The following is a 14,665-nucleotide window of genomic DNA, read 5'->3' as shown; positions in this document are numbered from 1 at the left end:
TTGAGTGTATTATGTAACATTCAGGAGCAATCCTGCCCTTTTTGTACAGTCCCTTCTATTGGTTGTCCTATTTGTACAATCGGTCCGTTTTGTATAACCTTAGCACCTTCATATAATTTATCTGCATAATTTTTAAGGTCCTGCCAGCTATCCTTCGCTATCTTCAGATCTATTTTTAATAAAGCAAGCCTGTCTGGATTAATTTTGTCAACATTTTTAAGCAATGAGTTATATTTTGATCCTATTGTATGCCACTGATTCGATATATTTTGTAGCGCATCAATAGCTGTATCAATTGTTGCAGTCATATGTTCCGTTTTATTTTTGGCATCTGTCAAAATAACTAATTCTGCTTCTGCTCCAGAAATTCTGGACTTTAATTGTTCTATTTCTTGTTGTGCAGATGCGATACTCTTGTCGGCAGTGACAATCAGTGGTATACCAACTGGAGGCATTAATACAGCTGCAGCTATATAGCCACCACGTTTATCATAGTTTTCTTTAATTATATTATTATAATTACTGATTTGTTGTTGTAGAAGTGGAATACCAGCGTTCGTACTTTCTAAAATAGAGATCAATTGATTTGAATCAGCTTTAAAACTTCTTGTATCTTCGGCCATTTTATTTCGGAATGTTTTCAACTTTTCTAGTAGTCCATCCACTTCTTGACTATCTTTCAAAATATTATTATATAATTTCTCCAGTTCATTTTTAAATGTCACTGTATCTTTTTGATCCAAAGCAGCTAGTAATTGATTATAACTCACTTGAAAGGTATCATTATAACTTACAATATTCTGATTCGTTTTCATCATATGAGGCTTTAGATCATCAAACCAATATATTGCATTCGTTTGCGCATCATTTTGATGCTGAATCATGTTTGCTTGTAAATCACCATTTATAGAACTTATTTTACTTAAATCTGTCGGTTGTTGATTAATGATTGTTAGAGCATATGAATCAATTGTAAGGATACTTGCCCCCATTTTCTCCATTACTTCTTTATATTTATCAGGACCAAGAGAATAGCTCTTACTATCTTCTTGCTGTTGGGACACACTATTTTGCACAGTTTGTTCTGCTGCAAAAGTATGAAACGGGATTACATTACTCGCTGCCATTCCAGTAATGATTGTTGATAAAATAACTTTCTTATACAATTTTTTATTCACCTTTTTCACCTATTCTCTCAAATGTATTACGTATTTTATTAAATTCATAAGCTTCAATTCTTTACTTCAAATGAATTACGATCATTGCAAATAAAACAACATATTAAAATAGGGGGTCATACTTTCTTATTCTATAATCTTTATCAAGTTTCATAACTATATAGGAAATCTCCTGTTCAAACTTGAACAGGAGACTCATATTATATGTTCTTCAAAAGGGAAAGTCAGTATATTATATTTTTCATTACTTCGGCAATTTCTTGAAGTAATATTATTTTTTCTCTTCTACGAATGAAATCTCAGCCTTTTGAATATTTTCAGCATACTTGTTAACCTGTTCCCAGCTACCTTTAGCTATCTTCAGATCTACTTTTATAATAGTAGCAAGCTTGTCTGAGTTAATTCTGTCAACATTGTCATTCAATGATTTATATTTTGCCCCCATTGTCTGCCACTGATTCTTTACATTTTCAAGAGCAGTAATAGCTGCATCAATTGTTTCTGTTAAATTTTTAGTATTATTTTTCAAGAACGTTAACTTAACTACCTGTTGTTTCGCGGTTGAAATATTTTCTGTTAGCTTTATAATCTCTTCTTGTGCTTTTTTTATCTGCTCCTGCGATGTAATAACCCCGTATATCCCGCCTCCTAATGGACCTGCACCAATGGGCGCCAAGGCAATTGTAGCAACTAAGTATGCACCGAGAGCAGTTGCAACCGACGATCCAATATAAACTTTGTTATTCTCATCAATTAATGTTTGATTTGTTTCGATTTGTTTCTGCATCAATGGAATTCCCATGTCTTGACCAGATAAAATATCTGTGATTTTGTTAGCATCAGTTTTTAAATTTTGTGTATCCAGTTCTAATTTGCCGCGAAAGGCTTTCAAATCTTGCACTAACTTGTCCACTGCATCTTTATTCACTGAAATACTTTCATCTAAACTTGTAAGCACAGCTTTTAGTGTTTCTTTGTCATTATTATTCACAGATTCTACCAAAGTATCATAATAATTTTGAAATTGTGTATTATAATTGATAATATTTTGATTCGTCTGGATTATTTGCGGTTTCAAACCATCTAACCATTGTTTTGCATTTGTTTTAGAAGCATCGTGGTTGTCCTTAATGCTTTTTTGTAAATCATTGTTAATTACAGTTAAACCATCAAAATTAACATTTGCTTGTTTAACAACAGTTAAAGCATACAGGTCCATTACCAACATATTGGATCCAGTTTTCTCTATCGCATCTTTAAGCCCTTCTGGTCCAAGTGAATACTCAGGGTACTCAGGGGAGTTATTTTCTGCACCTGCATAAATAGGTGCTGATTTTGTTGTATTTTCTGCTGCCGAGGCATATGATGGCGTAATGCTACCCGCTGCAATTGTTGCAATTAATGTAGATAAAGCCATTACTTTATAAGGTTTTTTCATAATATTTTTATCTCCTTATATTATATTATATTATATTATTAAGATTTTTTCTTCATTCTACTATTTTGCCTCTGTTACTTTTATGTTTGTAACAATATTTTCATATTCCGTTGTTTGTTTATTCAATTCATCCGTAAACGTTTTGAGTTCTTTTAATTGTGCTTGTAATGCATTAGAATCTATTTTCGCATCAGTACTAAGACTTCTCTTCATTTGAATCATTGTGTCATTAAAGATGTCCCAACTAGTTACTAGCTTGTCAAAACTCTCAATTTGCTTTTTAACTACTCTTGTAAAGTTATTTAACTGTAGATCAATAAGTGTCATTTGAGTTGCTTGCACTTCAATTTTCGATAATTTTTGTAGCAATAGAAGTTTTTGTTGTTGCTTCTGACGAACATCATTATTCAATTTTGTTACTTCATCATTTTGGACTTGTCCAAATTGGTTATAAATCACTTCCAAATTAGACGTGTCTAAAGTATGATCCTTACCTGCGTCTTTCCAAATATCAATAACCGTCTTTCCAATATTTATAGAACCTTTTATATTTTCTTTTGGTAGAGCTAGAAGTTTGGTATAATCATCTTGAATGTTTTCCTCAAGTTGTCTAATTTCCGTTCTTGATTTTTCAATTTCTCCGCCTGAACTCTTATAACCTTCAATCGCTCTGCTAACTTTACTAGAAAAGCTCTTACTATCTTCAACCAAGTCATTTTTATAAATGTTTAAGTCTACTGAAGTTCCTTTCATATCATACTGAATTGCTTGCATTTGGTCTTGAAGTGCATTAAAAATACTTACAAAGTCTTCTTTTGCTTGCGAATCGTCATTCACTTTTCCAGCTAGTTCAACTAATATATCATAATATTCTGTAAATCTAGCCCCGAAATCCTGCATGTCTTGATTTACATTGAATAGTTTTGGATTATATTTATCCAGCCAGTCTTGAACATGGTTTCTTGCAGTACCTTGATCAGTTGTTATTCCAGGTATAGCAGTTACTTCAAGGTTTGGTTGTTTTAATATGATTAGTCCATATCCTTGAATTAATGGCGTCTGTGATCCTAATGTCTTAATTGAATCTGATAACCTATTCATAGCAACTTGATTTTGACTACTTGTTAGTTGTGAATAAGTTGTTTTACTTTCTGCAAAAGTATTTACAGGTAAGAAGCAACTTGTAGATACTGCTGTAACTAATAACCCTGCGACTAACGTTTTTTTCATGGTAACTCCTCCTATTAATTGTTATATACAGTTATAAAATACATGTTGTGGGAATCTAAATATAGCTTGAAAATATTTGTACATATTGCTTACTATAAACGTATTCCCTAAGCAGTTACATAAAAGACATATACAAAGGTAATCTTGATTTTATATGTCATAAAATGTAACTAATATCTTATGCCCTTATTAAAACATTAAACTCTAATGCGTATATAGTAAGATTTTGTCGTAAATATTAGAATTTTATCTTATGTATTCGATAATTTTATAGTTACATACTTAATATGAGTGAGGGTATATTATACCAATAAAATTAATGATGAATTCTATCGTAGTAATTATAATGATTACAACTTAATAAATCCAATGAAAAAATAACTATATTAATTTAGAAGGGGTTAGTTTTTATTTTAGAAAAATAATTATAGAATAATTTAATGGTATTAATTATACATTTAACCCTTTATTTAGATATGTATAATTGCATAATCACACTCTATCCTCTCAATAGAGTGTACCCAATTGATAATATAGCAAGTTATTGATTTTAAAAGATTTAGAAGCTCTCAAGTAGACTTATCAAAATTAAGTTATGGAATTTAATCCTAGAGTGGCCCTTGAAATCCATAATCGTTTCTGTATCACAATTGGCTTAAAATTAATATTTTAGAGGGAATGAAAGTTTACTTTCGGGTTTTGAATCATTTATAGCTAATTTTGTAATAAATTTCTCAATATAGAAGTACTTTTCAATTATGGTTTCGATATTCAAAATTAACAAAAATTAAAGTATTATAAAAAATATGATGGTCATTCCTTTTGTTTACTCCTTGTACTAAAGATAAGATTGTGTTCCCGATCTTATCTTTTTTCTTTGTAGATTTTTGATACAAAAAAAGGAATCCTTATAATAAGGATTCTGCAACAGGAAATAACAAAATATAAACAATAAATTGAATTACTTATATTATAGTTTATATAGTAATAATATAATATCGGGGAATATTTACATAAGTCCAGTATGTATTACATAGCAAGTGTAGAGATTGCTTGTTTGTAGATTAGTTGTTGTTTACCATGAACCATCATTAGAACGGTAAATTTATCTGTTGCAAGGATCTGCCCACGTACTGGAACGCCATTCTTTAAAAATACAGTAACTTCCCCTTTTTTTTCTTTCAATTGTTCATACATATCTTCTTGTAAATTAAACATGAAATGCGCCCCCTGGTTTCTTTGTATTTACTTTTCTTCTAATACCTGCTGCTTTTCACTGATGGATATTTGTGATTCCCATTCACTTTCTATTTTTCTAAACCATTTTCCTATTTTGCTTAGATAATATCTTTTTACTTCACCATAAGGAATCCAAATTTCATGTTCCTGTATTTGATTCATCACTTCATGAAGAATCTCATCATGTTCATACTTTCTAGGTTTTCTATGATGTGTTTTTACAAACTGTGTATATTCTCTACGTAACCGATTAGAAATATGTTCTTTTTGTTTTTGCTTGAGATGTGACCATTTTTTATTTGTTTGAAGGATTTTTCCATTTACTTTTATGTGGTTTTTCATCGACACTCATCTCCTTTTACTAGCAAAACGAATATATAACTATCCTATCATATTTAAATCGAAATACTGCTCTAGGTACATATTTCGCAAGAATTCTATCCGAAATAAAAATAATATCGCCATTTCACATAAGATAGTATCCAAAACAGACGAGACCGAATCCATTAAGGGGATTAATTAGGCACAAAATTAAATGTAGAATATTGATTATGTAGTTTGTTTTTTATTAAACATTGCGGTGCGTGAAATTTTATATTTCCCTTGCAAAGTGTAGCTTTTGAATAAAGTTTGATTAAATTAACTTACTAAACCTTGATAAAAGAGCGAATAGAAAAAGCGTGTTTTGAAAAAAAGATTGATCAAAACATGCTTTTTCTATATTCAATTGAATCAACCTTTTATAAAAAAGGCTGATAATTTTTGTGAACCTTACTCAATTAAAGCGCCCGATTGCGGAAAATATGTAACTTCCTTTTATAAGTTGCTCCAAAGAAAGTAACTGAATTATTGATTTAAATCCATATATTATTTTCAGCAGTTAGTTTGGAGTTAGTTTCACCAGTGTTAACTATACCTTTAGGCTCTACCAGCATTATATGGCATTCCTTTTCAGCATAAGGCTTATGCTCCACACCTTTTGGTATCACATACATTTCTCCTTTGGAAAGTTTAACCTGTCCATCGCGGAATGAGATGGACATCTCGCCGTCTATCACGATGAATACCTCATCGGTGTCTTTATGCTCATGCCATACAAAATCTCCCAGAATCTTAACTAACTTAAACTGATAGTCATTCATTTCACCAATGACTTTGGGCGACCAGTGTTCACTGAATTTGGACAGTTTCTCGCTTAGATTAATAGCATTATAATTGATATAAATCCCCCCAGAACTATTCTTACCCTTATTTTACAACCTCGATAGATTAATTACTATTTTGATTAAGATCTCAAAAGTTTCTGCTGATCTTCCGCAAAATCGCCCGATTGTTGAACAAAGACATACTCTACAAAACAGGTCTTTTTATCAAACTTTATTCTAAACCTACACAAAAAAAGCCCCTTGAAAGGAGCACTTATTTTACAAGATACTGTTCTACTTCTTTTAGTAATAGTTCTGCACCTTCTGGACTTAATGTTATCTTACCATTTGCTAATGCTATGTTACGATTTGACACTTCTCCTGTTAATGCACAAACATGACCAGGCTGATACTTCTGTAAAATGATGTCTTCCCCTTCTACAAAAATCTCTAATGGTGATTTTTCTTTAATCCCAAGCGTATTTCTAAGTTCCTTTGGAATTACTATACGCCCTAATTCATCCACTTTTCTAGTTACTCCGGTTGCTTTCATCCAGCATATTTCCCCATTTCATTATCAATTTGTACCCAAGTTATTCTTTACTATTGTAACAGGCTTTCTCCATACACGAGAAACATAATGATCCAAAACCAAATAATCAAACGAAATGCACTCTTGAATCCTCTCCACAGAGAAAATGTTTCCTCTTGCATTATTATCATCCTTTCTTACTTGTCCTTTGGTTCTCCAAACCATTCATACATTGCCTGTCGGCTTATAATCCATTCCTTACGCTTCCCTTCAGGATGCAAAAAGTATTTCACTAAACCTTCTTGTAACATGCGCTCTAAATCATTTATTTGCTTCTCGTTCATTAGGGAGGGGCTATATTTATTCTTAATTGTCTCACGAGGAATCCCCCAATAAAAAGCTGCTTCAGATGGTGTCATGTATTTATTAATTTCTTTCATGGGAATTCTCCTTTGTTTGTGCTTTTCCTCTTATGTTACAATAAATAAAGAAGGAAATGGACTAGATTTCCTTCTTCTTCAGTCACTCATTAACCAAGCCCTTTGTTTGCTGTTAAACAAATGAAGGGTTTTTATTTTGCTTGCTTAAATTTACTATCTATGACAGCCAAACGGATCAACTTCAGCTTAATATCCTTACTAAGAGAAAGCCATTCAGATGTACCAATTTTCATATCTTTTTCCTCCTCATCCCCTTTTTATACTTCAAGAAAATAAACCCCTTAAACATTTGTATTTTACACTAATTTAACAACTAGAGAATCCTCATCATATTCGTGAATGTGTAAATCATAGCGCATTTCTGTTGCATCCAATACTTTGCAAAACCTCTGATAGTAAGCCAAATTACTTACTTCCATGCCAATTTCTTCATTCCTGAACAGATACTCTAAATCATCAATGATTTCTTTTACTGTATTCTCCAATATTTTCGCTCCTTATCTCTATGCAATAACCTTGTAAGGTTATTTGTTTGTTTTTCAGATATTTTATAAGAAACTCTTAATAACATCCTTAACTCACTTTAAACCACTTATTTTCACTTACAACACACCCTTTGTTATTTAGGTCTTATGTCATTCACTTTTAAATAAACATTGGTTATATCAAAATCTGAGAAGCCGTTTTTTGATGAGAGTATGATTTTTTTAAGTTAATTCCTAAAAATAACAAAAGAGCTGGATTTTCATCACAGCTCTTTTGTTATTTGGGTCTGTATGTGTACATGTCGGATATTGAGAACAGCCAAAAAACTTATTTCCTGTTTTATTCGAATTACGAACGATTAAATGATTTTTAAACTTTGCAACAGAACCCTAATACATTTTTTATTATCCCGCCCAAACATCTTTTGAATAATACAGGTTTTCTTCTAACTGTTGTAGCCACGCACTTGCTTGTTGTTCGCTCACGTTGTGAATGTTAGCGTAACATTTAATAAGCGTATTCTCTAAATCTGGCGCCATTTTTCTTCCATCACCACATATATACAAATGCGCACCTTGATTAAGTAAATTAATCACCTTTTCAGCATCTTGTTTTATTAAATGCTGAACGTATATTTTCGGCTGATCCTTCATTCGAGAGAAAGCTGTGTGAAGAGCCACAATTCCTTCTTTCTGTGTTTGCTCAAGTTCTTCTTGATATAGATAATCCTCTTTAGGTGAACGACACCCAAAATAGAGATGCGCTTCACCTAATGATTCACCATTAATTTTCATTGATTTTCGAGCTTGCAGAAAACCTCTAAATGGTGCAATTCCTGTTCCCGGCCCCACCATAATAATCGGGATTTTAGGATTTTTCGGAAGTTCGAAGCCAGACTGTGAATTTGAAATAAAACATGTAATCGAATCTCCCTCTTTAAGCTGAGCTAAGTAGGTAGAAGCAATTCCTCTGTATTTTCCATTTCCACTCCATGCGTTGTCTTCCACAACACCAACGGTAATACTCAATTTCTGGTCATTTACTCTTGGCGAAGAAGAAATTGAATAATATCGTGGACGCAATGCTGGAAGTAATTCTACAAAATTACTAAATTCCATTTCGCATGCGGGGTATCTCTCTAATAATTCAAGCATAGTTAATCGTCTGGATAAAACTTGTTCTTTATAAACATGTTTTTCTAATAGTGCTTCGAGCTCTATTTTATGTGGCGGACAAACAGTTTTTGCTGCCATTGCACGTAATTGATTTCTTGTGACCGGTTCTTGAAGTTCTACAAATTGCAGTAACTCATTAATTGAAACAGTGCGCCCTAAAGGAAGATGTACTAATTTTTTATTATCACTAGTTAACCGGATAAAATGAGACCCATTTAACTGAAAACGAGTTAGCACACGATTCACCAATTCAGGATAATTTATTGGAATCACACCTAAATGGTCGCCTTCTTTGTAAGTCACATTACTCGGTAAAGAAATTTCAAGGTGTTTTGTGCTTCTTGCGCTACATGGCTGTTGTAATTCTTTATTCTTGTCAACTTGTGCTGTAAAAGTAGAATGCACTTTTGTTAAAGTCGCTACCGCTCCACTTCCTACATATTCAAAGGAAAGAGTAGAAGCACTTGTTTCATTATCTTTGATATCAAGATTGAAATAATCTGCTACATCATTCCATAGCTGCTCACGCCACTCTTCATAAGCTTCTTCAAAGTCATCACTTGCATCTCCTTCACCACGCTCTGTTAGACGCTCTGCTCCTTTTATTGCAAGTTGTTCATCAATAAAGAAAGGTACCTTTTGATAGGTAGTGGCCCAGCTCTTATCACCGCAGCCAAATACAGCATAGTGAACACCTTTCACTTCATGCTCAGATGCTTTCTCCAACCACTCTACAAACTTCTTCGCATTATCAGGCGGATTTCCGTTATAAGAAGCAGAGATAATCAATACCACTCCTTTTTTAGGAAGGTTCCCTGCATGAGAATCTAATGAAGCAGCTTGTGCTGCAAATCCTTTACTAAGAGCGATATCTACCAATTCACGTGCTATTCCTTCTGATGTCCCCATATTGGAACCATGTAGTACGAGTAATGGCGTGTTATGAACATTATTCACTACTTTACGAACATTTTTTTCTGGCTGTTCACGGTAAGGAGCAGGGATACCACCTAGAGGGATTTTTTTTGATACTGCTTTTACAGTAAGCCCTTCTGGTTTTAACGTTAAAGTTTCTTTAATATCTAATTCGTAATTTTCATGATCATAAAAATCAAAATGCTTCAACATCATTCCAAGTACAAGAGTCGCTTCATGAATTGCAAACTGCTGTCCTATACATGCACGCTGTCCGTTTCCAAAAGGCTTGAATGCGTGCTGTGGAATTGTACTTGGATTCTTGAAACGTTCTGGTCGAAATTCCTCTACATCCTCACCCCAAATTATTTTATCACGATGAAGCTGTGGAATAAGTACCTTAATCTCTTCTCCCTGCTTTAACAAATATTCTCCACCAAGCACAGTGTCTTCTTTTGGATATAGAGAAAAAGCAGGGGCAGTGGGCCATAAACGAAGGGATTCATTTAATACCATAGTTATATATTTCAACTGCTTCACTTGTCTATAAGTAGGAACCGGATCTATCAATACACGAGTTGCTTCTTCTGTTGCTTTATGTAAAATATGCGGATTTTTCACTAGGAAATAAAGTGCGAACGACAATAGACCACTCGTCGTCTCATGGCCTGCGATTAAAAATGTAATCATCTGATAACGAATATTTTCATCATCTAACACTTCTCCTGTTTCCGGGTCTTTTCCGTTTAGCATATGAGCAAGCAGATCATCTCCTTGCTCACCACTTATTTTTCGATCTGCAATTATTTTATCCACTAGCCCATTCATGTATTGAATATCTTTTTGAAGTTGAAATTTTTTCTCCTTATATGATGGATCATCTGGATTCACACGCTGTAATTGGCTCATTGACTCATCTAGTGCACGCACCATGCTCATAATAAATGGATGAGGCTGATCACGATAGAAACTGTTAAAGCGATAATTAAAACCACAAAGTCCAATTGTATCAAGTGTCAAACGTGTCATATCCTCTGGTACATCAATGTGCTCATCAGCATTTAAGCGCTCCCATTTTTGAATCAACTGCATAGCGATATCTACCATCATCGCATGGTACCCCTTCATTGCTTGTTGACTAAAAATTGGTAATAAAATGTTATGAGCTTTTTTCCAGTTCTTTTCGTATGACCAACTCGTAAAAAGACCATCTCCAGCAAAGCTTCTTACATTTTTGAGTGCTGGGCCTATGTTTTTATCAAAGCGTGATTCATCACATACCTCTTTAACTAATCGTTGGCTAGATACATAACGCGTAACCTGATTAGGTGTTTCAAACTTAAATATTTCTCCCATTTGATCAGCAATTTTCATTAAAGATTGAAGTGGTTTTTCTTTATTTAATAATAATAAATTTCCAAGATCTCCATCTGTTTTAGGTTGCGTTATTTCCTTTATGACCATTTGTAATCCTCTCCCATTTATGTAAATTAATGAATTGTTGCTGATAGTTATCCATAAACTGTCCTCAACATCTTGAACCAACTTGTCTGTTAATTCTCCCTTTTTGCTTTCAATCAGCTCACAGATCTCCATAAAACTTTCAAACAACTAAGTTTTCATTGTAGTTGGACGTTTTAGCTTTGTATTCATTGTGTATACCTCTTTTTTTGATATGTTTTCGTTAATCAGTCACAAAACCCTAATTATAAGCATTCATTACTTTAGGTAGTAATATGATTGGATTCAATTATATCTGTTAATTGGTCGAGAATTTGTAAACGTGATAGTATTCGTTTTTGTACTCATCTACTTTCCTCTCTTTATTGCTTGAAATTTTAAAAAACAAACAATTGTTGGTTATCGATCAATTGTTTGTTTTTGTTCAATTGTTAGTTATATTATAGTATTGAGAACAGAGTCTGACCATAATCAAAAAATCTAGTATTGTTGAGTATCAACCAAATAATTTTTATATGTCTTTTTTTTATGAAATATTGAACATTGGAGGGGAATTTGATGAAAAATAATCCGAAAACGGACAGAAGAATTAAGCGATCGAAAATAGCTTTAAAAAAATCTCTTTTTTCATTAATGGTAGAAAAAGATTTAAAGTCAATATCCATTACGGAGATCACAGAAAGAGCGGATTGTAATAGAGGAACATTCTATTCCCATTACGAAAGCAAAGAAAATTTATTAGAAGAAATAGTTCAAGAAAAGATGGAAGACTTAATTAAAGCATTAGTTGACTCATACCCAAACGGCAAGGATATCCTATTTGAAGAAATGTCTTCTGCGGCAATGGCGCTATTTACGCACTTTTGGAATAATGTTTATTATTATCAATTAATGCTGAATAAGCATGTGTATTCAGGTTTTCAAGAGTATTTGTGTGAAACAATCAATAACCATTTTTTAAAAAATCTAAGAGCGGTACGAATAAATCCCAACCATAATATTAATCATGAAATAAATTCTTATTATACAGCCTATTCCATCTTAGGAATGCTGGTTTATTGGTTTAAAAACGACCTAGTTTACACCCCTCAATATATGGCCAATCAATTAATGAATATCCTGACAAATCATCCTTATAAAGTAAATGTTATTGGATCTGAAAAGGATACGTTAGTGATTCAAAAAATAAACCACCACATCTGAATTTAATGATTGGTGAAAATGATGGAGGAATGAGGGCTATCCCTGGCTCATACAACTATTATGCGATAGATACATCAATATGGGCCGGAATTTGATAAACAAATTCGACGTTATCTTAAATAAACGAATAACTCATGAAGAGTGGATGGAACATATATATAAGTAAAAGGACAATTTATGTTACAATAAATAAAGAAGGAAATCGACTAGATTTCCTTCTACTTCAGTCACTCATTAACTATGCCCTTTGTTTGCTGTTAAGCAAATGAAGGGTTTTTATTTTGCTTGTTTATATTTACTATCTATGACAGCCAAACGGATCAACTTCAGCTTAATATCCTTACTAAGAGAAAACCATTCAGATGTACCAATTTTCATATCCTTTTCCCCCCTATTCCCTTTTTATACTTCAAGAAAATTAAACCCTTAAAACATTTGTTATATTGAAATCTGTGAAGCTATTTTTTGATGCGAGTATGATTTTTTAAAAGTTAATTCCTAAAAATAACAAAAGAGCTGGATTTTCATCACAGCTCATGTATTGATTGGTTCTGTATGTGTACATGTGGGATATTGAGAACAGCCAAAAAACTTATTTCCTGTTGTACTCGAATTTCGAACGACTAAATGACTTTTACATGTTGGGCATTTCCTTTCTACAGGTTTTACCCCTTGATATACATCTTCAGCCGTATTTTCGGGATTAATTTTATTAATCAATTTCTGAAGTTCTACACGATCTATTAGTTTTATATGGCATGCCTCCGCTAATTCTTTCGCTTGCCTTGTATACACGCTGTTCGTTACAACCCAGCCCTCATGCGCTTTGTAATAAGCTTGCGCTGCATATATCTCTTGTACGGCACTGATGCCGACTCTATTTTTCATCCCGTATCGTTTCGCCTGGATTACAATACGATTTTTCCCCTTTAATACAAGATCTGCACCGAAATCATTTGACTGCTTTGTAACCATTGGGGAATAACCAAGCTCTCGAAAGAGAGCCTTCAGGTACAATTCGAATTGATGTCCGTCCATTTTGTCTATATAGCGAATACCAGATCTCGCCATTCGCTTCAGTATTCTCCGCTCCTGAATCTTCCGGTACACAAATTTACAAATATGAAAAAGAATATAAAGGATAAAACCATAAATCAAAATCTGTAGCATATTTGGCATAGATGGTATATTAGACACTTCTCTCCACCTCTTTGATTGGTTTCATTTTCTTTGGTTGAGCTGTTTCTTTTGGCTGTTGTTCATTCACTTGTTTCTTCCGGACATCGTTCCAATCTTTTTCATTAGTTGGAATGTCCTCTTTAAGATCTACAAAGCATTTCATCGTCTGAATGAAGTCTTTCCCAGCCTTATCATTATCCACTGCCATAATGACCTCTTTAATATCGTGCCCTTCTTTTTTCGCATCCATCAAAGATTGAATCACTGTTTTTGACTTCAATCCATGCATGGACACCAGACGAGCATTTTGTATCTTATTTTGCTTGATACTCCAATGGGACAACATGTCGATTGGATCTTCATAAAAATAGATCTTATCCGGCTTACCTACATCAACCGTAAAACCTGCATGGATTTTTTCATAATTCGGGACAATTTGCTTAAAGCTTCCTCTTTTATTCTCCATTTTGACAGTACCTTGACGGTTCATTCCTATTACTTGCCCTTTGCCCCCTTCTTCTCTCCATTTGAAAACGACATTATTTTTCTTATCCTGGGCGATGAGATCCTTTTTAATTAACCAGTTCACTAAACGAGGATCTATTTTCCGCTCATCAATTAAGTACTGCTTGATCTCTGTTTGTTTCGGCACCTCTAAGTGTTTTGGATAACTAAAAGGCTGCTGTTCTTTTTTGCGTTCCTCTTCAGCTTTTGAACGATCAAACTCTTTGTACTCCCCTTTATTGATGTCTAATACAGCTTGCGGAAATGTCATTTCATAGTACATCATCGCAAAGCTAATCGCTCCATATCCTTTTTCCCCTCGACTATTCCAGGCGTATTGATTCCCTTTAATGATGAGGCTGTCATGCTCCGTATGACGATAATAGTTTCCTTCTTTCTTAAACGTTTCTCCTTTTGCTTCCAGATATGAAATCAAGTCAACTTTTCTTGCTTTCATCGCATCCTCCGTACTGACACGTGCCATTACGGAATCCCCCCCTTTACTCTATAAAATGAAATAAAAAAGAGGACTATTCCGTT

13 protein-coding genes are annotated in these 14,665 nt (G+C 33.5%); 1 reads left to right on the top strand and 12 read right to left on the bottom strand.

Annotated elements, in window-relative coordinates:
• Nucleotides 1–20: 20 nt before the first annotated feature.
• The 10 genes from nheC to SB773_RS17655 all read right to left on the bottom strand — a co-directional run bounded on the left by nheC (nucleotide 21) and on the right by SB773_RS17655 (nucleotide 11,242).
• Nucleotides 21–1,178 carry a non-hemolytic enterotoxin subunit C gene (gene nheC / locus SB773_RS17700; RefSeq protein WP_410591175.1) on the bottom strand — a complete coding sequence of 386 codons (1,158 nt, stop codon included), beginning with the start codon at nucleotides 1,176–1,178 and terminating at the stop codon, nucleotides 21–23.
• 271 nt (nucleotides 1,179–1,449) lie between these two features.
• Complete coding sequence (nheB, locus tag SB773_RS17695; RefSeq protein ID WP_410591173.1) at nucleotides 1,450–2,616, bottom strand: non-hemolytic enterotoxin subunit B; 1,167 nt, start codon at nucleotides 2,614–2,616, stop codon at nucleotides 1,450–1,452.
• Between the two features lie 60 nt (nucleotides 2,617–2,676).
• On the bottom strand, nucleotides 2,677–3,846 hold the full coding sequence (nheA, locus tag SB773_RS17690; protein WP_410591171.1) for a non-hemolytic enterotoxin subunit A: 1,170 nt from the start codon (nucleotides 3,844–3,846) through the stop codon (nucleotides 2,677–2,679).
• A gap of 1,029 nt (nucleotides 3,847–4,875) precedes the next feature.
• Complete coding sequence (gene hfq, locus SB773_RS17685) at nucleotides 4,876–5,064, bottom strand: RNA chaperone Hfq (RefSeq protein WP_060749739.1); 189 nt, start codon at nucleotides 5,062–5,064, stop codon at nucleotides 4,876–4,878.
• Between the two features lie 27 nt (nucleotides 5,065–5,091).
• Nucleotides 5,092–5,427 (bottom strand): transposase, encoded by a 336-nt coding sequence (locus SB773_RS17680; protein WP_410591169.1) that lies wholly within the window; start codon nucleotides 5,425–5,427, stop codon nucleotides 5,092–5,094.
• Nucleotides 5,428–5,939: 512 nt separating this feature from the next.
• Nucleotides 5,940–6,305 carry a cupin domain-containing protein gene (locus SB773_RS17675; RefSeq protein WP_410591229.1) on the bottom strand — a complete coding sequence of 122 codons (366 nt, stop codon included), beginning with the start codon at nucleotides 6,303–6,305 and terminating at the stop codon, nucleotides 5,940–5,942.
• A 199-nt stretch (nucleotides 6,306–6,504) separates the two neighbouring features.
• A complete protein-coding gene (locus tag SB773_RS17670; RefSeq protein ID WP_002090664.1) occupies nucleotides 6,505–6,783 on the bottom strand; it encodes an AbrB/MazE/SpoVT family DNA-binding domain-containing protein in 279 nt (92 codons plus the stop codon).
• Nucleotides 6,784–6,959: 176 nt separating this feature from the next.
• Entirely contained in the window at nucleotides 6,960–7,202 is a 243-nt protein-coding gene (locus SB773_RS17665) for a helix-turn-helix domain-containing protein (RefSeq protein WP_002130397.1), read from the bottom strand.
• A 296-nt stretch (nucleotides 7,203–7,498) separates the two neighbouring features.
• On the bottom strand, nucleotides 7,499–7,687 hold the full coding sequence (locus tag SB773_RS17660; RefSeq protein WP_410591166.1) for a hypothetical protein: 189 nt from the start codon (nucleotides 7,685–7,687) through the stop codon (nucleotides 7,499–7,501).
• 405 nt (nucleotides 7,688–8,092) lie between these two features.
• A complete protein-coding gene (locus SB773_RS17655; protein ID WP_410591164.1) occupies nucleotides 8,093–11,242 on the bottom strand; it encodes a bifunctional cytochrome P450/NADPH--P450 reductase in 3,150 nt (1,049 codons plus the stop codon).
• Nucleotides 11,243–11,797: 555 nt separating this feature from the next.
• Between SB773_RS17655 and SB773_RS17650 the strand changes: the two genes are divergently transcribed.
• Nucleotides 11,798–12,442, top strand: coding sequence for a TetR/AcrR family transcriptional regulator (locus SB773_RS17650; protein WP_410591162.1), 645 nt, complete (start codon nucleotides 11,798–11,800; stop codon nucleotides 12,440–12,442).
• Nucleotides 12,443–12,976: 534 nt separating this feature from the next.
• Here the strand turns inward: SB773_RS17650 and SB773_RS17645 are convergent.
• Both SB773_RS17645 and SB773_RS17640 read right to left on the bottom strand, forming a co-directional pair.
• On the bottom strand, nucleotides 12,977–13,639 hold the full coding sequence (locus tag SB773_RS17645; protein WP_410591160.1) for a restriction endonuclease: 663 nt from the start codon (nucleotides 13,637–13,639) through the stop codon (nucleotides 12,977–12,979).
• Entirely contained in the window at nucleotides 13,632–14,609 is a 978-nt protein-coding gene (locus SB773_RS17640; RefSeq protein ID WP_410591158.1) for a DUF3991 domain-containing protein, read from the bottom strand. Before SB773_RS17640 ends, SB773_RS17645 begins: the two co-directional genes overlap by 8 nt.
• Between the last annotated feature and the right edge of the window lie 56 nt (nucleotides 14,610–14,665).

Source organism: Bacillus sp. SIMBA_074 (assembly GCF_046534555.1).
Taxonomy (GTDB): domain Bacteria; phylum Bacillota; class Bacilli; order Bacillales; family Bacillaceae_G; genus Bacillus_A; species Bacillus_A mycoides.
This window is presented reverse-complemented; position numbering and strand designations above follow the sequence as displayed.

What these genes read in the sequence shown, in the direction of transcription:
- SB773_RS17655 (WP_410591164.1), bottom strand. Translation starts at nt 11,242, where the DNA reads ATGGTCATAAAGGAAATAACGCAACCTAAAACAGATGGAGATCTTGGA.
- SB773_RS17670 (WP_002090664.1), bottom strand. Translation starts at nt 6,783, where the DNA reads ATGAAAGCAACCGGAGTAACTAGAAAAGTGGATGAATTAGGGCGTATA.
- nheA (WP_410591171.1), bottom strand. Translation starts at nt 3,846, where the DNA reads ATGAAAAAAACGTTAGTCGCAGGGTTATTAGTTACAGCAGTATCTACA.
- nheB (WP_410591173.1), bottom strand. Translation starts at nt 2,616, where the DNA reads ATGAAAAAACCTTATAAAGTAATGGCTTTATCTACATTAATTGCAACA.
- hfq (WP_060749739.1), bottom strand. Translation starts at nt 5,064, where the DNA reads ATGTTTAATTTACAAGAAGATATGTATGAACAATTGAAAGAAAAAAAA.
- SB773_RS17665 (WP_002130397.1), bottom strand. Translation starts at nt 7,202, where the DNA reads ATGAAAGAAATTAATAAATACATGACACCATCTGAAGCAGCTTTTTAT.
- SB773_RS17680 (WP_410591169.1), bottom strand. Translation starts at nt 5,427, where the DNA reads ATGAAAAACCACATAAAAGTAAATGGAAAAATCCTTCAAACAAATAAA.
- SB773_RS17650 (WP_410591162.1), top strand. Translation starts at nt 11,798, where the DNA reads ATGAAAAATAATCCGAAAACGGACAGAAGAATTAAGCGATCGAAAATA.
- SB773_RS17640 (WP_410591158.1), bottom strand. Translation starts at nt 14,609, where the DNA reads ATGGCACGTGTCAGTACGGAGGATGCGATGAAAGCAAGAAAAGTTGAC.